Consider the following 18,699-nt stretch of genomic DNA (forward strand, 5'->3'; position numbering starts at 1 on the left):
CTTCACGGGCCTCCGATTCACGCCTTCTCGGAGCGAAGTTCCCTGATCAGAGCCCGTACGGCGAGAGTGGACGCGGACTCCGGCGTGGTGACGTATCCCACGCGTCTCACCGGCCCCGAAGGGCCCAGTCCGGTGATGTCCACGCCATTCGTGGCCTCGCGGAGCGACAGCTCGGGCAGGATCGCCATGCCGAGCCCGCGCCCGACCATGGTCAGCACCATCCCGTCGTCCTCCGCCTTGACGGTGGCGCGCGGGATCCAGTCCTGGGCCCGCCACCAGTCGCGGGTGTACGAGCCGCAGTTCTCGTCCCAGTCCAGCAGGGGCAGGGCCTTCGGGTCCGGGTGTCCGGCCGGGTGGACCAGGGCGTACGCCTCCTCCCGGAGCACCCCGGTCAGCAGGCCGGCCCCTCCCCCGTCCCGCGCTGCGGGTCCGGTCGCGTTCAGCGTCGCGATGGCGAGGTCGGCGCGGCCCGCGGCCACTTCCCCGGCCGTGCCGGCGCCGAGCTCGCGCACCACCCGGACCTCGGGGCGGATGCCGGGGTGGCGGGCCGTGAGCCGCTCCAGGGCCGGGGGCAGCAGGTGCAGGGCCGCGCTGCGGAACGCCGCGATGCGCAGCACGCCCTCCGCCGTGTCCCGATCCGGCCCGGTCCGGCTGGCGCCGCGCACCTCGGCGCCGAGGACCTCGTACAGCCGCAGGATCCGGCGGGCGAGGCCGACGGCCCGCTCCCCCGCCGGGGTGGGCGAGGCTCCGCCGCGCCCGCGCTCGAAGAGGACCGCGCCGACCTTGGCCTCGCTGCCGCGTACGGAGTGCGACACGGCCGACTGGGTGAGGCCGAGCCGGGCGGCCGCGGCGGAGAACCCGCCGGTCTCGGCGACGGCGACCAGGACCCGGAGTTCGTGCGGAGCGAGCTCGGCCACAGTGGCTCTCACCTCGTTCTATGAGCGGTGTTCATGGATGTGCGGCTTCCATGAGCGCAACCCCCTGCCCGGGCCGGTGATTCCTTCCTAACGTCCTCGTCATGACCACGAACCACACCGCTCACGCCGTCCACCTGACCGCCCGCCCCTGCGGCTTCCCCGTCGCGACCGACTTCGCGTACGTGGCGACCCCGGTCCCCTCCCCCACTGCGGGCACCGCCCTGGTGCAGAACCTGCTGCTCTCGGTGGACCCGTACCACCGCGGGCTGATGGACGGCGGCGAGGGCGGCTTCGAGCTGAACACCCCGCTGGAGGGCCGTGCGGTGGGCAGGGTGCTCGCCTCCCGCGACCCCGGGCTGCGCGAGGGCGACCTGGTCTTCCACCGCGAGGGCTGGCGTACGCACGCCCTCGTCACGCTCGGCGCGAACGGCACCCGGAGGCTGCGCGGCCACGAGGGCGTCCCGCTGGAGGCGTACCTGAGCATCCTCGGCGGCACCGGCCTGACCGCGTACGCCGCCCTCACCCGGACCGCGGCGCTGCGCGAGGGCGAGGACCTCTTCGTCTCGGCCGCCGCGGGCGGGGTCGGCACCGCCACCGGGCACATCGCGCGGCTGCTGGGCGCCCGCCGGATCATCGGCAGCGCGGGCTCGGCGGCGAAGGTCCGCCACCTCACCGGCGCGCTCGGCTTCGACGCGGCGTTCGACTACCACGACGGGCCGGTCGGCGAGCAGCTCGCGCAGGCCGCGCCCGACGGCATCGACGTGTACGTGGACAACGTGGGCGGGGAGCACCTGGCCGGCGCCATCGACGTGCTGCGCGAGTACGGGCGGATCGCCTGGGTCGGCGGTATCTCGATGTACAACGGGGACCGCTCGCCGGCCGCGCCGCGCAACCTCTTCGAGGTCGTCCACAAGTCGTTGCGCCTGGAAGGAGTATTGGTTCGCAATCACACCAATTTGCAGGACGAGATGGAGGACTTCCTGGTCCCTCACCTACAGAGCGGCCGGATCGGTACGGACACCACCGTTGTCCAGGGAATTGATCACACGGTGGATGCCTTCCTGGGCATGCTGCGAGGCGACAATCTGGGCAAAATGCTTGTCCGTCTCGGGGACTGAATCCAGCCAACCGGATGTTCACCGACTTCTTACCGCACGGATGTAGACCTTTGGCCCGGCGCCCGCCACTCTTTCCGTCAATGTGCCAGCGGGGCACTTGAGTTGGAGGCGAGTAGCCAGTGACACCGATCAGCCGCAGAGGTTTCGTGGGAATCGGCGCCGGGCTGATGGCCGGGGCCGCCCTGCCGGCGATCGCGCCGACGTCGTCGGCCGCTGCCGCAGCGACCGGCGCGATCACCGACGTGAAGCACGTGGTGATCCTGATGCAGGAGAACCGCAGCTTCGACCACTACTTCGGCAGGCTGAAGGGTGTCCGCGGCTTCGGCGACCGCGCCGCCGGCAACATCCCGGGCGGCTGGGGCATGTTCAACCAGTCCAACTGGGGCGGCCGCCAGTACCCGTGGAAGCTCAGCTCCACGCCCGCGGCCGGCGGTGTCGACGGCGAGACGCTCGCCCAGTGCAACGGCGACCTCCCGCACAGCTGGACCTCGCAGCACGCCGCCTGGAACAAGGGCCGGATGGACAACTGGGTCACCGGCGTCGGCAACACCCGCACCCTCGGCTACCTCGACCGCGGGGACATACCCTTCCATTACGGGCTCGCCGACAACTACACGATCTGCGACGCCTACTTCTGCTCCACGCTGAGCGCGACCGGCCCGAACCGCACCTTCCTGTGGAGCGGCAAGGTCGACGCGGGCAGCAAGGACGGCGGCGACGAGTCCGGGCTGACCTGGGAGACGTACGCGGAGGCCCTCCAGCGGGCCGGCATGAGCTGGAAGGTCTACCAGAACGCCCAGGACAACTACGGCGACAACGGGCTCGCCTACTTCAAGAAGTTCACGGACGCGGCGCCGGGCAACCCGCTGTGGGACCGCGGCATGGGCTCCGTCCCCAAGGCCACCGGCTCCACCCCCGACGACATCGCGGCCGCCATCCGCGCTGACGTCGTCGCCGGGACCCTGCCGCAGGTCTCCTGGGTCGTCGCGAACGAGGCCTTCTCGGAGCACCCGTACGCCCCGCCCGGCGACGGCGCGCACTTCGTGGACCTGGTCTACCGCGCGCTGGCCGCGAACCCCGAGGTCTTCGACTCCACCGTCCTCTTCCTCAACTACGACGAGAACGACGGCTTCTTCGACCACGTCCCGCCGCCCGTCGCCCCGCCCGGCACCCCGGACGAGTACATCGACGGCACCCCGATCGGCCTCGGCTTCCGCGTGCCGATGATCGTCATGTCCCCGTGGACGCGCGGCGGCTGGGTGAGCTCGGAGGTCTTCGACCACACCTCGGTGCTCCGGTTCATGGAGAAGTGGACGTCGGCCCTCGGCACCCCGGCGAACTGCCCGAACATCAGCGCCTGGCGCCGCAAGGTGACCGGCGACCTGACCGGCGTCTTCGACTTCGCCCGCCCGGTGTACGGGGTGCCGTCCGGGCTGCCCTCGACGGCGAAGGTCATCGGCCAGTCGACCTGCGGCCCGCTCCCCAACCCGGCGCCGCAGGACAACGCGCTCCCGGTGCAGGAGGCCGGAACCCGCCCGGCGCGGGCCCTTCCGTACCAGGTCAACGGCAACCTGGACCGCTTCGAGTTCGGCGCGGCCGGCAAGATCCTGGCCTGGTTCTCGATGACCAACCAGGGCGCGCAGGCGAAGCAGGCGGCACACTTCTCGATCCACCCGCACCAGTACCGGAACACGGCGGCCTGGCAGTACACGGTGGATCCGGGCGTGACGGCGACGGACTACTTCAACATCGGGCTCGGCAGCGGCTCCGGGAAGTACGACATCTCGATGTACGGGCCCAACCGCTTCCTGCGCCGGTTCATCGGCGACGCGTCGAAGGCGGGCAAGGCGATCGAGGCGGCGGCCCGCTTCGCGGTGGAGCCGGGCACGGGCAAGACGGCGCTCTACCTCAAGATGACGAACACGTCGGCCGCGCCCGTCACCTTCACGATCCGCTCGAACGCCTACCGCTCGGACGGCCCGTGGACGTACACCGTCCCGGCGAACTCCTCGCGCGAGGACTACTTCAACGCGGTCGCGTACAACGACGGCTGGTACGACTTCACGATCCTCGCGGACAACGACGGCACCTGGTCGCGCCGCTACACGGGCCACATCGAGACGGGCACGCCCAGCATCAGCGGCAGCTAGAGCAGGTCCCCTTCACACCAGTCGAAGTCGAGCCGCCCGGCGGGATCCTCCAGCGCCCCGCCGGGCGGGAACACACGTACGTCGCCGCCCCCGAGCCGGGAGGTGTGCTTCAGCGGGATGTCCATACGGCGACGCTATCAACGGCCCCGGGAAAGGCCGGAAATGCGCGAGGGCGACCGGATCCGGCCCTGACCCCGGCCCGGTCCCCGCGTGAAGATCTGTCCATGTCGCCCGAGACCGAGCAGTGGACCCCGACCCATGGCGAGCCGTACCGCCCCGTCGCCCATCGGCCCGCGCGGATGCCGAGCGGGGAATCGCTCGCGCGCGCCGCGCAGTTGCGGGAGCGCATGGACGAGCGGCGGACCGTCCGGCACTTCTCCCCCGACCCCGTTCCGGAGCAGGTGGTCCGGGACGCCGTCGCCTGCGCGGCGACCGCCCCCTCCGGGGCGCACCAGCAGCCGTGGACCTTCGTCCTGGTCAAGGACCCGGCCGTGCGGCAGCAGATCCGCGCGGCCGCCGAGCAGGAGGAGCAGGTGTCCTACGACGGCCGACTGGGCGACGAATGGCTCGCCGCCCTGCGTCCCCTCGGCACGGACGCCGTGAAGACCCACCTGACGGACGCCCCGGCGCTGATCGTGGTCTTCCAGCAGCGCTACTGGCTCGGCCCGGACGGCGCCAAGCGCAAGCACTACTACGTGGACGAATCGGTCGGCATCGCGGTCGGCATGCTCCTGACCGCCCTCCACCTCAGCGGGCTGGCGGCCCTGGTCCACACCCCGAGCCCGATGCGCTTCCTCTCCCACGTCCTGCACCGCCCGGAGAACGAGAAGGCCTTCGCGGTCATCCCGGTGGGCTACCCGGCGGACGACTGCGAGGTCCCGGACCTCGTCCGCAAGTCCCTGGACCAGGTCATGGTCGAGGTCTGGGCCCAGGTGTAGGTCCAGGTCCCGGCCCTACGGGGCTCCGGCTTCGTGGACGCGGGTCAGGAGGGCTGTCAGCTGCTCGCGTTCCGCCGGGGTCAGGGGGGACAGGAGCGCGGCGTTCGCCGTCTCGGCCAGGGTGGCGCAGCGGGCGAGGGTGGCCGTGCCCGCCGGGGTGAGGGTGATGGCGTTCTTCCGGCGGTCCGCCGGATCCGGGGCCCGCAGGAGGAGGCCGGCGCCTTCCAGGTGATTGAGGAGCCCGACCAGGTCCTTGGGGTCGATGCCGAGCCGGCGGCCGAGGTCGGCCTGGGCCACCGGGCCGTACTCGGCGGTCGCCGCCAGTACCGCGTGGTGCGCGAGCTTCAGCCCCTCCGCGGCGAGCGCCTCGGCGACCAGGCCGCGGCCGCGCGCCGCGACCCGCCCGACGAGCCAGCTCGGGAGGGACTGGATGTGTGCGAGGGCCGAGGTCATGAGCCCAGCCTAGCAATTCATTGGGATCCCCTACGATCTCGTATATCGTTGGGACTGCCAATGAATTCGACACGGTCCGGGAGGTCCTGTGCTGCGCATCCGCCACGAGGTCAACGGCGGCCCCGAGGTGTTGTTCGCCGAGGAGGCGGACGTGCCCGTCCCCGCCCCCGGGGAGTTGCTCGTCGCGGTCGAGGCCGTCGGGGTCACGCTGCCCGTCGTGCGCAAGGTGCGGGAGGGTGCCGAGGCGGTACCGCTCGGCGGTGAGGTCGCGGGAACCGTGGCCGCGCTCGGCGAGGGGGTGCGGGGGTTCGCCGTCGGCGACCGGGTCACCGGGCTGTGTTTCGGCCACGGGTACGCCGAGTACGCGCTCCTCGGGGCTCCCTTCGCCTCTGCCGTCCCCGACGGGGCGAGCTCCGTCGACGCCGTCGCGCTCGTGCGCAGCGGGCTCGTGGCCCGGGGCGCCTGGGAGGCCGGGCAGGTCCGCCCCGGGGAGTCCGTGCTGGTCACGGCCGCCGCGAGCGGGGTCGGCAGCCTCGCGCTCCAACTGGCCCGGGCCGGCGGGGCGGGCCGGCTGGTCGCCGCCGTCTCCAGCCCGGACAAGGCCGGGTTCGTGCGCGGCCTCGGCGCCGACGAGGTCGTGCTGTACGGCGAACCCGCCGCCTGGGGCGACCCGTACGACGTGGTCCTCGACGGGGTCGGCGGCGAGCTGCTCGGCCCCGCCGTGCGGTCCCTGGCCACGGGCGGCCGGCTGGTGGCGTACGGCTCGGGCGGCGGCTCGGTGGAGGCGTACGAACTGCTGGTGCGCGGCGCCTCGATGATCGGCTTCCAGATCCGGGCCGTCGCGCAGGGCAGGCCCGAGGTGTACGAGGGCTGGCGGCGCGAGCTGTGGAAGGCGTACGGGGACGGCTCACTGCGCCCCGCCGTGCACGGGGAGATCCCGCTGGCCGAGGCGGCCCGGGCGCACGCGCTGATCGAGGAACGGCGCAACCTCGGCAAGGTGGTCCTGATCCCCTGACCGGACAGGGGCGCAACTGGAACCGCCCCCGATCCGGACTTGGGGGTGCCGGAACGGGGGCGGGGTCAGAAGGGGGCCGGATCAGCCCATGTGCGGGTACGCGTAGTCCGTCGGCGCGACCAGCGTCTCCTTGATGGAGCGCGTCGAGGTCCAGCGCATCAGGTTCGACGCGGCGCCCGCCTTGTCGTTCGTACCCGAGGCACGGCCGCCGCCGAACGGCTGCTGGCCGACCACGGCGCCGGTCGACTTGTCGTTGATGTAGAAGTTGCCCGCCGCGAAGCGGAGCTTCTCCATCGCGTCCGCCGCCGCGTAGCGGTCACCGGCGATGATCGAGCCGGTCAGCGCGTACGCCGACACCGACTCCATCTGGGCCAGCATCGCGTCGAACGCGGCGTCCTCGTACACGTGGATCGCCAGGATCGGGCCGAAGTACTCGGTCGTGAAGACCTCGTTCTCCGGGTCGGTGCACGCGATGACGGTCGGGCGGACGAAGTAGCCCTCCGAGTCGTCGTACGTGCCGCCGGCGATGATCTCGCAGGTCGGGTCGGCGATCGCACGGTCGATCGCGGCCTTGTTCTTGGCGAACGAACGCTCGTCGATGACGGCGCCGATGAAGTTGGTCAGGTCGCGGACGTCACCCATGGTGATGCCGTCGACCTCGGCCGCGAAGGCCTCCTTGAAGCCGTCGTTCCAGATCGAGGCCGGGACGTAGGCGCGCGAGGACGCCGAGCACTTCTGGCCCTGGAACTCGAAGGAGCCGCGGGTCAGGGCGGTCTTCAGGACGGCGCGGTCCGCGGACGGGTGCGCCACGACGAAGTCCTTGCCGCCGGTCTCGCCGACCAGGCGCGGGTAGGACTTGTACTTCTCGATGTTGTTGCCGACCGTCTTCCACAGGTACTGGAAGGTCTTGGTCGAACCGGTGAAGTGGATGCCGGCCAGCTCGGGGTGGTTCAGGGCCACCTCGGAGACGGCGATGCCGTCGCCCGTCACCAGGTTGATGACGCCCTTCGGCAGGCCGGCCTCCTCCAGGATCTCCATCAGGAGGACCGCGGAGTGCGTCTGCGTCGGGGACGGCTTCCACACGACCACGTTGCCCATCAGGGCGGGGGCGGTCGGCAGGTTGCCGGCGATGGCCGTGAAGTTGAACGGCGTGATCGCGTAGACGAAGCCCTCGAGCGGGCGGTGGTCGCTGCGGTTCCACACGCCGGCGGAGTTCGCGACCGGCTGCTCGGCCAGGATCTGGCGGGCGAAGTGGACGTTGAAGCGCCAGAAGTCGACGAGCTCGCACGGGGTGTCGATCTCGGCCTGCTGCGCGGTCTTCGACTGGCCCAGCATGGTGGAGGCGGCCAGCTTCTCGCGCCACGGGCCGGACAGCAGCTCGGCGGCGCGCAGGATGATCGCGGCGCGGTCGTCGAAGGACATCGAGCGCCAGGCCGGGGCCGCGGCCAGGGCGGCGTCGACGGCCTCCTGGGCGTCGGCCTGGGTGGCGTTCGCGTACGTGCCGATGACCGACTTGTGGTCGTGCGGCTGCACGACGTCGAAGCGCTCGCCGCCGCCCATCCGCTTGACGCCGTTGATCGTCATGGGCAGGTCGATCGGGTTCTCGGACAGCTGCTTCAGCTGCGTTTCGAGGCGCGCGCGCTCCGGGGTACCGGGGGCGTACGAGTGGACCGGCTCGTTGACCGGCACGGGGACCTGGGTCACAGCATCCATGGGGCTGGTAACTCCTTGACCTGGTTCTTGGCTAGTTCTTGGTGATCATCGAGCGGAGGAAGAACAGGAGGTTGGCGGGCTTCTCGGCGAGGCGCCGCATGAAGTAGCCGTACCAGTCCGTCCCGTACGCGGTGTAGACGCGCATGCGGTGGCCCTCGGCGGCGAGCCGCAGGTGCTCCTCGCTTCGGATGCCGTACAGCATCTGGAACTCGTACTCGTCCAGCTTGCGCCCGGCCTTGCGGGCGAGCTCCTGCGCGATGGCGATCAGGCGCGGGTCGTGCGACCCGATCATCGGGTAGCCCTCGCCCTCCATCAGCGTCTTCAGGATGCGGACGTACGCCTTGTCGATCTCGCCCTTGTCCTGGTAGGCGACCTCGGCGGGCTCCTTGTACGCGCCCTTCACGATCCGGACGCGGCTGCCGGCGGCGGCCAGGCGGCGGGCGTCGGCCTCGGTGCGGAAGAGGTACGCCTGGATCACGCAGCCGGTCTGCGGGAAGTCCCGGCGCAGCTCCTCGTGGATGGCGAACATCGAGTCGAGGGTGGTGTGGTCCTCGGCGTCCAGCGTGACGGTGGTGCCGATGGCCGCGGCGGCCTCGACGACCGGGCGGACGTTGGCGAGCGCGAGCTCGTGGCCGCCCTCCAGCGCCTGGCCGAACATCGACAGCTTGACCGACATCTCGGCCTTCTCGCCGAGGCCCAGGCCGGCCAGGTGCTCGATGAGTTCGAGGTAGGCGTCACGGGCGGCGTGGGACTGCTCCACGGTGGTGATGTCCTCGCCCACCACGTCGAGCGTGAGCTCCAGGCCCTTCTCCGTGAGGTCCACGACGATCGGGATGACCTGGTCGACCGTCTCGCCGGGGATGAACCGGTTCACCACGGGCTTGGTCACCGGGGCGGCAGAGACGATTCGGCGCATCTTGTCGCTGCGCGAAGCGGCGAGGATCGCGGGACCCAGCACGGGGCACCTCCAACAGGTGGCAGAAGCAGGCATACGGTCCGCGCGGGGGTGGGCGGGGCCGTAAAGAAAACGCGAGTAAAACCACCGTGAAACCTAAGGATCGCTTTGATCCTCTGCCATCGACAGCTGTCACGCATCCGTGTCCCCGATCTCATACATCTGTCTGAAGACCGGCTTTCCGGGTGGGAGAATGTCCGGGTGAAGGACGATTACCAGGACCTGGTGGATGAGATCTCGGCGCTCCTCGGCGCCCCGGCGACGCTGGAGAACCGGGATTTCCGCCTCATCGCCTTCGGCGCGCACGACAGCGACGACGATCTCGCGATGGATCCCGTACGCACCCGCTCGATCCTGACCCGGCAGTCGACGGCGGCCGTGCGGGCCTGGTTCGAGGGCTTCGGCATCGCGCGGGCGACGGGGCCGGTGCGGATCCCGGCGGCGCCGGACGCGGGGGTCTTCCGGGGTCGGATCTGCCTGCCGGTGCGCTACCGCGGGATCGTGCAGGGGTACGTGTGGCTCCTCGACCGGGAGCCCGGCCCCGGGCCGGACGCCCTGGCGGCGGCCATGGAAGTGGCCGAGCGCATCGGGATCCTGCTCGCCGAGGAGGCCAAGGCGGGGGCCGACCTGTCCCGGGAGTTCCGGGAGGTGCTCACGGCCGGCCGGGGCTGGCAGCAGGACATGGCGGTGGCCGCGCTCCGGGTGGCCCTGGGCCCGGGGGCGGACGGGCTGCACGCGGTGGTGTGCGTGGAGCCGTGGTCCGGTGAGGCCCCGGCGTCGGTGCCGGGCACCGCGGCGGTGTGCACGGTCCCGCGGCCGGGGCGGAAGGCCGGCCCGGCACTCGCCGTCCTGGTCAGGCTCCGCTCGGCGGAGGCGCTCGTCCCCGCCGTCGGCGTCGCGACCCGGCTGCTGGCGGGCGGCTCGGCGACCGCCGGGATCGCGGAGCCCCGCCAGGGGCTGGCGGCGCTGGCCGACGCGTGGTCGGAGGCTTCGGCGGCGGCGCAGGCGGCCGCGGCCCAGCCCCGGTTCGGCCCGGTGGCCCAGTGGTCGGCGATCGGCCCGTACCGCATGCTGGCGGCCCTGGCGGCCGCCGACCCGGCGGGCGATCCGGCGACCCGGGTCCTGCTCGGGCCGGCGCACCGGGAACTCGCCCGTACCGCCGAACTGTTCCTGGACTGCGCGGGCCAGGCGGGCCGCGCGGCGGCGGCCCTGGGCATCCACCGCCAGACCCTGTACTACCGCCTCGCCCGGGTGGAGCAGCTGACCGGCCTGGACCTGGACGAGGGCGAGGACCGGCTGTTGCTCCACATGGCCATCAAGGCGGCCCGCCTGTACGGCTGAACGCGGGCGCGGGCGCGCCTCGTACGCACCGCGCCGACATGCCTCGTACGCGGCGCGTCGGCATCCCTCGTACGGGAGACACCCGCTCTCAGGCGGGGTCGGCGGCGCCCGCGTCCTTCACCATCATCTCCGCGGCGCGCCGCATTCCCTCCGTCAACTCCTCGGCGGTGACGGCGTTCTCGGGGTTGTACAGCCACTGCACCATCATCCCGGCGACCAGTACCTGGTAGAGCCCGCCGAGCGTCCGGACGTCCCGCTCTTCGAGCTGCCCCTCCGGGATGCCCGTGAACATCTCGGTCAGCCCCTTGCGCCCCTCGCCCTCCGAGGACACGACCATCTCCCGCAGCTCCGGCAGCCGGTCGCGGTTCATCGCGATCTCCAGGCTGGCCGCCCACATCGGGGCCGCCCGATCGCGCTGTCCGATCATGCCGTCCCAGACCGAGCGGAAGCGTTCGAGCGAGCCGCCTTCACCCGTGACGTCCGGTTTGAAGGAGTCGCCCCACTCCTCGGCCATCGCGATGAACGCCTGCGTGAGCAAGGCGTCCTTCGAGCCGTAGTGGTATCCGATCGACGCCAGGTTCGCGCCGGAGGCGTTGACGATGTCGCGCGCGGTCGTCCGCACGAAACCCTTCTCGACCAGGCACTTCTTGGCGCCTTCGAGCAGATCTTCACGGTGTCCCATGCGCTCACCGTATCAAGACAACCGTCCTAGACAGCAGTCACAGACGACAGTCCCATACGGCCGTACTAGACAAGCGTTTATGACGCTTGTACATTCCTGCTCATGACGAACTCCGCCGCACGTCCCGCCGGCCGCCGGGAATGGATCGCCTTCACCGTCCTCCTGCTGCCCCTGCTCCTGGTCTCGATGGACGTCTCCGTCCTCTACTTCGCCATCCCGGCCATCACCCGAGAGCTCGATCCGAGCGCCACCCAGCAGCTCTGGATCTTCGACAGCTACGCCTTCGCCCTCGCCGGCCTGCTGATCACCATGGGTTCGCTCGGTGACCGGATCGGCCGCCGCAAGCTGCTGCTGACGGGCGCGACCGCCTTCGGGCTCGCCTCCGTCTGCGCCGCCTACGCCACCAGCGCCGAGATGCTGATCGCCGCCCGCGTGCTGCTCGGGATCGGCGGAGCGACCCTGATGCCCTCCACGCTGGCGCTCGTACGCAACCTCTTCCAGGACGCCAGGCAGCGCGGTCAGGCCATCGCCATCTGGTCCGGGGCCATGACCGGCGGCATCGCCCTCGGCTCGGTGATGAGCGGCGTGATGCTGAACCACTTCTGGTGGGGTTCGGTCTTCCTGATCAACGTGCCGGCGATGCTGCTCCTGCTGGTCCTCGTCCCGGTGCTGGTCCCGGAGTTCAAGGACCCGGCGCCCGGCCGCTTCGACCTGCTGAGCGTGCCGCTGTCGACGGCCGCCGTGCTCCCTGTGGTGTACGGCCTCAAGGAGATCGCCGCCGAGGGCCCGGAGCCGCTCTACCTGGTCTGCGTCGCCGTGGGCCTGGCCTTCGGGTTCGTCTTCGTCCGCCGCCAGCGCACCCGCGACGACGCCATGGTCGGCCGGGCCCTGTTCCGGGGCCGGGGATTCGGCGCGGGAATCGCCCTCAACACCATCGCCGCCTTCGCCATGATGGGCTCGGCCTACTTCACCACCCAGTACCTGCAGTCGGTGCTCGGCATGGGCACGCTGGAGGCCGCCCTGTGGAGCCTGGCGCCCTCGCTCCTCATCGGCGCCGCCGCCCCGGTCAGCGCCGCCCTGGCACAGAAGACCGACCGGGCGTACGTCATCGCCGGCGGCTTCGTCCTCGCCGCCGCCGGGTTCGCCCTGATCGGCCTCGTCGGCAGCGACTCCCTGTGGCTGCTGCTGACCGGCGCCGGCGTGCTGGCCTCCGGCATCGTCACCGTGATGTCCCTGGTCTCCGACATGGCGCTGGGCGCGGCCCCCGCGGAGAAGGCCGGCTCGGCCGCCTCCCTGCTGGAGACCGGCCAGGAGTTCGGCGGCGCGCTCGGCATGGCGGTCCTGGGCAGCCTCGGCACCGCCGTCTACCGCTCCGACCTGTCGGGCGCCGAGCCCGCAGTCCGGGAGACCCTGGGCGGCGCCGTCGCCACCGCCCGGCAGCTGGGCGGCGGCGCCGGCGAGCAGGTACTGGCCCTGGCCCGGGAGGCCTTCGTCCACGGCATGCAGTACGCCGCCTGGGGCGGTACGGCCCTCCTGCTGGCGGCGGCCCTGCTCGCCGCGGGCCTGCTGCGGGGGATCGGCGTCCCCGCGGTACACCCCGCCGAGGAGCCCGCTGCGCAGCCCGCCGAGCAGCCCGCCGAGCAGGCTCCGGCCCTCGCGGGCTGACCCCCGTACGGCCGGGCTGAGCGGCGGCGGAACACGAACACGAAGAAGGGCCCGGGGTCTCCCCCGGGCCCTTCGCCGTGTCGTGCGGGTCAGCCGAGGCTGACCGTGCGCGCCGAGACCGCGCCGATCTCGGCGGAGATCTCCGCGAGGACGTTCACCGGCACCTCCGCGTCGACCGTGAGGACGCCGAGCGCCTCGCCGCCCTCCTCGGCGCGGGCGACCTGCATGCCCGCGATGTTCAGGCCGGCCTCGCCGAGGATGCGGCCGACGGTGCCGACCACGCCCGGACGGTCGGTGTAGCGCAGCACGAGCATCTGGTCGGCGAGCGCCAGGTCCACGTCGTACTCGCCGATGCCGACGATCTTCTGCAGGTGCTTCGGGCCGGCGAGGGTGCCGGAGACCGACACCTCCTGCCCGTCCGACAGGGTGCCGCGCACGGTCACCACGTTGCGGTGGTCCGGGGACTCCGAGCTGGTGGTCAGGCGTACCTCGACACCGCGCTCCTGCGCGAACAGCGGGGCGTTGACGTAGGAGACCGTCTCGTCGACGACGTCCTCGAAGACACCCTTGAGGGCGGAGAGTTCCAGCACCTTGACGTCGTGCTGGGTGATTTCGCCGCAGACCTCGACGTCGAGGCGGACCGCGACCTCGCCCGCGAGGGCGGTGAAGATGCGGCCGAGCTTCTCGGCGAGCGGCAGACCCGGACGGACGTCCTCGGCGATGACGCCACCCTGGACGTTGACCGCGTCCGGTACGAGCTCGCCCGCGAGCGCCAGGCGCACCGACTTGGCGACCGAGATGCCGGCCTTCTCCTGGGCCTCGTCCGTGGACGCACCGAGGTGCGGGGTGCAGACGACCTGGTCGAGCTCGAAGAGCGGGGAGTCCGTGCAGGGCTCCTTCGCGTACACGTCGAGGCCGGCGCCGGCGACGCGGCCCTCCTTGATGGCCGAGTACAGCGCGGCCTCGTCCACGATCCCGCCGCGCGCGGCGTTGACGATGCGGACGGACGGCTTGACCTTGTGCAGGGCCTCGTCCCCGATGAGACCGAGGGTCTCGGGGGTCTTGGGCAGGTGCACCGTGATGAAGTCGGCGACTTCGAGGAGCTCGTCCAGCGTCAGCATCTTGACGCCCATCTGGGCGGCGCGCGCGGGCTGTACGTAGGGGTCGTACGCGACGATCTTCATGCCGAAGGCCGACATGCGCTGGGCGACCAGGACGCCGATGCGGCCGAGGCCGACGACACCGAGGGTCTTCTCGCTGAGCTCGACGCCCGTGTACTTGTTCCGCTTCCACTCGCCGTTCTTCAGGGCGGTGTTGGCCTGCGGGATGTTGCGGGCCGAGGCGACGAGCAGGCCGCAGGCGAGCTCGGCGGCGGTGACGATGTTGGAGGTCGGGGCGTTCACGACCATCACGCCGGCCTTGGTGGCGGCGGAGACGTCGACGTTGTCGAGGCCGACACCGGCGCGCGCGACGACCTTCAGCTTCTTGGCGGCGGCGATGGCCTCCGCGTCGACCTTGGTCGCGGAGCGCACCAGGATGGCGTCGACGTCCACGATCGCGGGGAGCAGCTCCGCGCGGTCGGCGCCGTTGACGTGCCGGATCTCGAAGTCCGGACCGAGCGCGTCGACGGTGGCGGGCGACAGCTCTTCGGCGATGAGTACGACAGGTTTCGAGCTCACGTGGGTCATCCTCACAAGTCCAGTGCGGACGGCCGTCCCGACGGCCGCAGGCGGTGGAGGGGGTAGCCGCGTGGAAGACGCACGACACTGTGGGCCTGACGCGTTGTGTTGAGCAGTGTAGTGGCGGATTCCGTGCTGGATTCCGCCTGTCCGGAAGGATCACCCGTCCGGGGTTGGCCAGGGTGGACAAGCCCCGCGTGCAGAGCGGTCCGATCCGGCCCGTCGTGCGCGGCGGGGCCGGGGCTCATCGCCCCGGCCCCCTCGCGTACGGATCAGCTCTCGTCGCTGTCGACCCAGCTCATGAGCTTGCGCAGCTTCTTGCCGGTGGTCTCCAGCAGGTGGGCCTCGTCGGCCTTCTTGTACTCGTTGTACTTCGGCAGACCGGCCTTGTACTCGGCCATCCAGGTGTTGGCGAACTCGCCGCTCTGGATCTCCGCGAGGACCTGCTTCATCTCGGCCTTGGTGGCGTCGGTGATGATGCGGGGACCGGTGATGTAGTCGCCCCACTCGGCGGTCTCGGAGACCGACCAGCGCATCTTCTCCAGGCCGCCCTCGTACATGAGGTCCACGATGAGCTTCAGCTCGTGCAGGCACTCGAAGTACGCGATCTCCGGCTGGTAGCCGGCCTCGGTCAGGGTCTCGAAACCGGCCTTGACCAGGGCGGAGGCGCCACCGCAGAGGACGGCCTGCTCACCGAACAGGTCGGTCTCGGTCTCCTCGGTGAAGGTGGTCTTGATGACGCCGGCGCGGGTGCCGCCGATGCCGGCCGCGTACGAGAGCGCGAGGTCGAAGGCGTTGCCGGAGAAGTCCTGCTCGACGGCGGCGATGCAGGGCACGCCGCGGCCTTCCTCGTACTGACGGCGCACCAGGTGGCCCGGGCCCTTCGGGGCGACCAGGGCGACGTCCACGTTGGCCGGGGGCTTGATGAAGCCGTAGCGGACGTTGAAGCCGTGGCCGAAGAAGAGCGCGTCGCCCTCCTCGAGGTGCTCCTTGATGGACTCCTCGTAGATCTCGGCCTGGAGCGGGTCCGGGGTCAGGATCATGATGACGTTGGCCCAGGCGGCGGCCTCGGCGACCGGGACGACCTTCAGGCCCTGCTCCTCGGCCTTGGCCTTGGACTTCGAGCCCTCCTTCAGGCCGACGACGACGTCGACGCCGGAGTCACGCAGCGACAGCGCGTGGGCGTGGCCCTGGCTGCCGTAGCCGATGACCGCGACCTTGCGGCCCTGGATGATGGACAGGTCGGCGTCGTTCTCGTAGAACAGCTCGGCCACTGGGATATCTCCTTGGTGCGCTGGTGTTGCTCCCACCGTACGGCGGGGAACGTGAAGGAAGTTTCTTGGTCTCGCGATGCGAGAGGCAACACGACGCCGGGGTGTTGCTGAGGCGCCGTGTTGCTCAGGCGCTGTGTTGCTGAGGCGCTGTGTTGCTGAGGCGCTGTTGCTCAGGCGCTGCGGTCGAGCGCGCGCAGGCTGCGGTCCGTGATGGACCGGCCGCCGCGCCCTATGGCGATCGTGCCGGACTGCACGAGCTCCTTGATGCCGAAGGGCTCCAGCATCTTGAGCATCGCGCCGAGCTTGTCGGCGCCGCCCGTCGCCTCGATGGTGACGGCATCCGGGGAGACGTCGACCGTCTTGGCGCGGAACAGCTGGACGATCTCGACGATCTGGGAGCGGGTCTCGTTGTCGGCGCGGACCTTCACCAGAACGAGTTCGCGTTCGATGGCGTTGTGCGGCTCCAGCTCGACGATCTTGAGCACGTTGACCAGCTTGTTCAGCTGCTTGGTCACCTGCTCCAGCGGGAGGTCCTCGACGTTCACGACGATCGTGATGCGCGAGATGTCGGGGTGCTCGGTGACGCCGACCGCGAGGGAGTCGATGTTGAACCCGCGGCGGGAGAACAGCGCGGCGATCCGGGCGAGGATGCCGGGCGTGTTCTGGACCAGGACGGAGAGCGTGTGCTTGGACATGTGAGTCGTTCTCTCTCTCAGGCTCTCTCGGCTCAGTCGTCTTCGTTGTCGCCGAAGTCGGGGCGGACGCCCCGGGCTGCCATGACCTCGTCGTTGGAGGTGCCGGCGGCGACCATCGGCCACACCATGGCGTCCTCGTGGACGATGAAGTCGATCACGACGGGACGGTCGTTGATCGCGTTGGCCTCGGCGATGACCTTGTCCAGGTCGGCCGGGTCCTCACAGCGCAGCGCCACGCAGCCCATGGCCTCGGACAGCTTGACGAAGTCCGGGACGCGGGTGCCCTTGCGGGGGGCGGTGGACTCCCCGAGCTGGGAGCCGACGGTGCCGTGGCCCGTCTCGTCGGCGTGCAGCACGGTGTTGGAGTACCGCTGGTTGTAGAACAGGGTCTGCCACTGGCGGACCATGCCCAGCGCACCGTTGTTGATGATCGCGACCTTGATCGGGATGTTGTTCAGCGCGCAGGTGGCCAGTTCCTGATTGGTCATCTGGAAGCAGCCGTCGCCGTCGATCGCCCAGACCGTGCGGTCCGGCATGCCGACCTTGGCGCCCATCGCGGCGGGGACCGCGTAGCCCATGGTTCCGGCGCCGCCGGAGTTCAGCCAGGTGCGGGGCTCCTCGTAGTTGACGAAGTGCGAGGCCCACATCTGGTGCTGGCCGACGCCGGCCGCGTAGATGGTGTGCTCGGGGGCGAGCGCGCCGATGCGCTGGATGACCTGCTGCGGGGAGAGCATGCCGTCGTCGGGCAGGTCGTAGCCCAGCGGGTACGTCTCGCGCCAGCGGCTGAGGTCCTTCCACCAGGCGGTGTAGTCCCCGGTGTTGCCCTCGGTGTGCTCGGCCTGGACCGCCTGGATCAGGTCGGCGATGACCTCGCGGGCGTCACCGACGATCGGGACGTCGACCTCGCGGTTCTTGCCGATCTCCGCCGGGTCGATGTCCGCGTGGATGACCTTGGCGAACGGGGCGAAGCTGTCCAGCTTGCCGGTGACGCGGTCGTCGAAGCGGGTGCCGAGCGCGATCAGCAGGTCCGACTTCTGCAGGGCGGTGACGGCGGTGACCGCGCCGTGCATGCCGGGCATGCCCACGTGCAGCGGGTGGCTGTCGGGGAACGAGCCCAGCGCCATCAGCGTGGTGGTGACCGGGACCCCGGTCAGCTCGGCCAGGACCTTGAGTTCGGCGGTCGCGCCGGACTTCATCACGCCGCCGCCGACGTACAGGACCGGGCGCTTGGCCTGGCAGATGAGCTTGGCGGCCTCGCGGATCTGCTTGGCGTGCGGCTTGGTGACCGGCCGGTAGCCCGGGAGGTCCTGCGACGGCGGCCACGAGAAGGTGGTCCTCGACTGCAGGGCGTCCTTGGCGATGTCGACCAGGACCGGGCCCGGGCGGCCGGTGGAGGCGATGTGGAAGGCCTCGGCGATGGTCTTCGGGATGTCCTCGGCCCTGGTCACCAGGAAGTTGTGCTTGGTGATCGGCATCGTGATGCCGACGATGTCCGCCTCCTGGAAGGCGTCGGTGCCGATCGCCTTGGAGGAGACCTGGCCGGTGATCGCGACGAGCGGCACCGAGTCCATGTGCGCGTCGGCGATGGGGGTGACCAGGTTGGTGGCGCCCGGACCGGAGGTGGCCATGCAGACGCCCACCTTGCCGGTGGCCTGCGCGTAGCCGGTCGCGGCGTGGCCGGCGCCCTGCTCGTGGCGGACCAGGATGTGGCGGACCTTGGTGCTGTCCATCATCGGGTCGTACGCCGGGAGGATGGCCCCGCCCGGGATACCGAAGACGGTGTCGCACCCCACCTCTTCGAGAGAGCGGATGAGGGACTGCGCACCCGTGACGTGCTCAACTGCGGCGGGCTGGTGTCCGCCGGAACGGGGCCGCGGCTGCGGATGGTGGGCCCCGGTGGCCTGCTCGGTCATCGGCATTCTCTTCTCGAAGCTGAGGGTTTTACGAGGATTCGAAGGTGTGCCAGTGCAACAAAAAACCCCTCGTGCCGGGAGGCAAGCGAGGGGAGCGCGTCGGGTGTGCGGAGCGGGGACATGCAGGTCCCAGCTTCAGCCGACGCGCTTTCCAAGTACGAGAATTCGGGTGCGCATGGCACTGACCCTCC

At 70.8% G+C, this 18,699-nt stretch carries 16 protein-coding genes; 6 read left to right on the plus strand and 10 right to left on the minus strand.

Annotated features, from left to right (window positions below; all coding sequences use genetic code 11):
• Positions 1 to 17: 17 nt before the first annotated feature.
• Complete coding sequence (locus tag ACIQU4_RS00850) at positions 18 to 917, minus strand: LysR family transcriptional regulator (RefSeq protein WP_403724108.1); 900 nt, start codon at positions 915 to 917, stop codon at positions 18 to 20.
• Positions 918 to 1,018: 101 nt separating this feature from the next.
• Here ACIQU4_RS00850 and ACIQU4_RS00855 point away from each other — a divergent pair, with 101 nt between their 5' ends.
• Together ACIQU4_RS00855 and ACIQU4_RS00860 are read left to right on the plus strand one after the other, a co-directional pair.
• Entirely contained in the window at positions 1,019 to 2,035 is a 1,017-nt protein-coding gene (locus ACIQU4_RS00855) for an NADP-dependent oxidoreductase (protein WP_403724110.1), read from the plus strand.
• A 119-nt stretch (positions 2,036 to 2,154) separates the two neighbouring features.
• Positions 2,155 to 4,185 (plus strand): phosphocholine-specific phospholipase C, encoded by a 2,031-nt coding sequence (locus ACIQU4_RS00860; protein WP_403724113.1) that lies wholly within the window; start codon positions 2,155 to 2,157, stop codon positions 4,183 to 4,185.
• On the opposite strand, the gene ACIQU4_RS00865 is transcribed toward ACIQU4_RS00860, so the two are convergent.
• Positions 4,182 to 4,310 carry a hypothetical protein gene (locus tag ACIQU4_RS00865; protein ID WP_403724116.1) on the minus strand — a complete coding sequence of 43 codons (129 nt, stop codon included), beginning with the start codon at positions 4,308 to 4,310 and terminating at the stop codon, positions 4,182 to 4,184. The two genes, ACIQU4_RS00860 and ACIQU4_RS00865, sit on opposite strands and share 4 nt — an antisense overlap.
• A gap of 99 nt (positions 4,311 to 4,409) precedes the next feature.
• Here ACIQU4_RS00865 and ACIQU4_RS00870 point away from each other — a divergent pair, with 99 nt between their 5' ends.
• Positions 4,410 to 5,123 (plus strand): nitroreductase family protein, encoded by a 714-nt coding sequence (locus ACIQU4_RS00870; protein ID WP_403724118.1) that lies wholly within the window; start codon positions 4,410 to 4,412, stop codon positions 5,121 to 5,123.
• Between the two features lie 15 nt (positions 5,124 to 5,138).
• Here ACIQU4_RS00870 and ACIQU4_RS00875 read toward each other — a convergent pair whose 3' ends face one another.
• Positions 5,139 to 5,576, minus strand: coding sequence for a MarR family winged helix-turn-helix transcriptional regulator (locus ACIQU4_RS00875; RefSeq protein ID WP_403724120.1), 438 nt, complete (start codon positions 5,574 to 5,576; stop codon positions 5,139 to 5,141).
• Positions 5,577 to 5,664: 88 nt separating this feature from the next.
• On the opposite strand from ACIQU4_RS00875, the gene ACIQU4_RS00880 reads away from it, so the two are divergent.
• Positions 5,665 to 6,591 (plus strand): zinc-binding alcohol dehydrogenase family protein, encoded by a 927-nt coding sequence (locus tag ACIQU4_RS00880; protein WP_403724122.1) that lies wholly within the window; start codon positions 5,665 to 5,667, stop codon positions 6,589 to 6,591.
• Between the two features lie 81 nt (positions 6,592 to 6,672).
• On the opposite strand, the gene pruA is transcribed toward ACIQU4_RS00880, so the two are convergent.
• Both pruA and ACIQU4_RS00890 read right to left on the minus strand, forming a co-directional pair.
• Positions 6,673 to 8,304 carry an L-glutamate gamma-semialdehyde dehydrogenase gene (gene pruA / locus ACIQU4_RS00885; RefSeq protein WP_403724125.1) on the minus strand — a complete coding sequence of 544 codons (1,632 nt, stop codon included), beginning with the start codon at positions 8,302 to 8,304 and terminating at the stop codon, positions 6,673 to 6,675.
• Positions 8,305 to 8,335: 31 nt separating this feature from the next.
• A complete protein-coding gene (locus tag ACIQU4_RS00890; protein WP_385581252.1) occupies positions 8,336 to 9,262 on the minus strand; it encodes a proline dehydrogenase family protein in 927 nt (308 codons plus the stop codon).
• A 198-nt stretch (positions 9,263 to 9,460) separates the two neighbouring features.
• On the opposite strand from ACIQU4_RS00890, the gene ACIQU4_RS00895 reads away from it, so the two are divergent.
• Complete coding sequence (locus tag ACIQU4_RS00895) at positions 9,461 to 10,600, plus strand: PucR family transcriptional regulator (protein WP_403724127.1); 1,140 nt, start codon at positions 9,461 to 9,463, stop codon at positions 10,598 to 10,600.
• Between the two features lie 88 nt (positions 10,601 to 10,688).
• Here ACIQU4_RS00895 and ACIQU4_RS00900 read toward each other — a convergent pair whose 3' ends face one another.
• Complete coding sequence (locus tag ACIQU4_RS00900) at positions 10,689 to 11,282, minus strand: TetR/AcrR family transcriptional regulator (protein ID WP_403724130.1); 594 nt, start codon at positions 11,280 to 11,282, stop codon at positions 10,689 to 10,691.
• Positions 11,283 to 11,384: 102 nt separating this feature from the next.
• Here ACIQU4_RS00900 and ACIQU4_RS00905 point away from each other — a divergent pair, with 102 nt between their 5' ends.
• Positions 11,385 to 12,947, plus strand: coding sequence for an MFS transporter (locus ACIQU4_RS00905; protein WP_403724133.1), 1,563 nt, complete (start codon positions 11,385 to 11,387; stop codon positions 12,945 to 12,947).
• A gap of 89 nt (positions 12,948 to 13,036) precedes the next feature.
• Here the strand turns inward: ACIQU4_RS00905 and serA are convergent, their stop codons facing one another.
• The 4 genes from serA to ACIQU4_RS00925 form a co-directional block, all read right to left on the minus strand.
• Positions 13,037 to 14,626 (minus strand): phosphoglycerate dehydrogenase, encoded by a 1,590-nt coding sequence (serA, locus tag ACIQU4_RS00910; protein WP_030159101.1) that lies wholly within the window; start codon positions 14,624 to 14,626, stop codon positions 13,037 to 13,039.
• A gap of 272 nt (positions 14,627 to 14,898) precedes the next feature.
• Positions 14,899 to 15,900, minus strand: coding sequence for a ketol-acid reductoisomerase (gene ilvC / locus ACIQU4_RS00915; RefSeq protein ID WP_403724136.1), 1,002 nt, complete (start codon positions 15,898 to 15,900; stop codon positions 14,899 to 14,901).
• A 170-nt stretch (positions 15,901 to 16,070) separates the two neighbouring features.
• Entirely contained in the window at positions 16,071 to 16,595 is a 525-nt protein-coding gene (gene ilvN, locus ACIQU4_RS00920) for an acetolactate synthase small subunit (protein ID WP_403724139.1), read from the minus strand.
• Between the two features lie 32 nt (positions 16,596 to 16,627).
• Positions 16,628 to 18,514, minus strand: coding sequence for an acetolactate synthase large subunit (locus ACIQU4_RS00925; RefSeq protein WP_403724142.1), 1,887 nt, complete (start codon positions 18,512 to 18,514; stop codon positions 16,628 to 16,630).
• Positions 18,515 to 18,699: the final 185 nt, after the last annotated feature.

Origin of the sequence: Streptomyces sp. NPDC090741, from assembly GCF_044769045.1 — a bacterium.
Lineage (GTDB): Bacteria > Actinomycetota > Actinomycetes > Streptomycetales > Streptomycetaceae > Streptomyces.

What these genes read in the sequence shown, in the direction of transcription:
- ACIQU4_RS00855 (WP_403724110.1), top strand. Translation starts at nt 1,019, where the DNA reads ATGACCACGAACCACACCGCTCACGCCGTCCACCTGACCGCCCGCCCC.
- ACIQU4_RS00865 (WP_403724116.1), bottom strand. Translation starts at nt 4,310, where the DNA reads ATGGACATCCCGCTGAAGCACACCTCCCGGCTCGGGGGCGGCGACGTA.
- ACIQU4_RS00870 (WP_403724118.1), top strand. Translation starts at nt 4,410, where the DNA reads ATGTCGCCCGAGACCGAGCAGTGGACCCCGACCCATGGCGAGCCGTAC.
- ACIQU4_RS00875 (WP_403724120.1), bottom strand. Translation starts at nt 5,576, where the DNA reads ATGACCTCGGCCCTCGCACACATCCAGTCCCTCCCGAGCTGGCTCGTC.
- pruA (WP_403724125.1), bottom strand. Translation starts at nt 8,304, where the DNA reads ATGGATGCTGTGACCCAGGTCCCCGTGCCGGTCAACGAGCCGGTCCAC.
- ACIQU4_RS00900 (WP_403724130.1), bottom strand. Translation starts at nt 11,282, where the DNA reads ATGGGACACCGTGAAGATCTGCTCGAAGGCGCCAAGAAGTGCCTGGTC.
- ACIQU4_RS00905 (WP_403724133.1), top strand. Translation starts at nt 11,385, where the DNA reads ATGACGAACTCCGCCGCACGTCCCGCCGGCCGCCGGGAATGGATCGCC.
- ilvN (WP_403724139.1), bottom strand. Translation starts at nt 16,595, where the DNA reads ATGTCCAAGCACACGCTCTCCGTCCTGGTCCAGAACACGCCCGGCATC.
- ACIQU4_RS00925 (WP_403724142.1), bottom strand. Translation starts at nt 18,514, where the DNA reads ATGCCGATGACCGAGCAGGCCACCGGGGCCCACCATCCGCAGCCGCGG.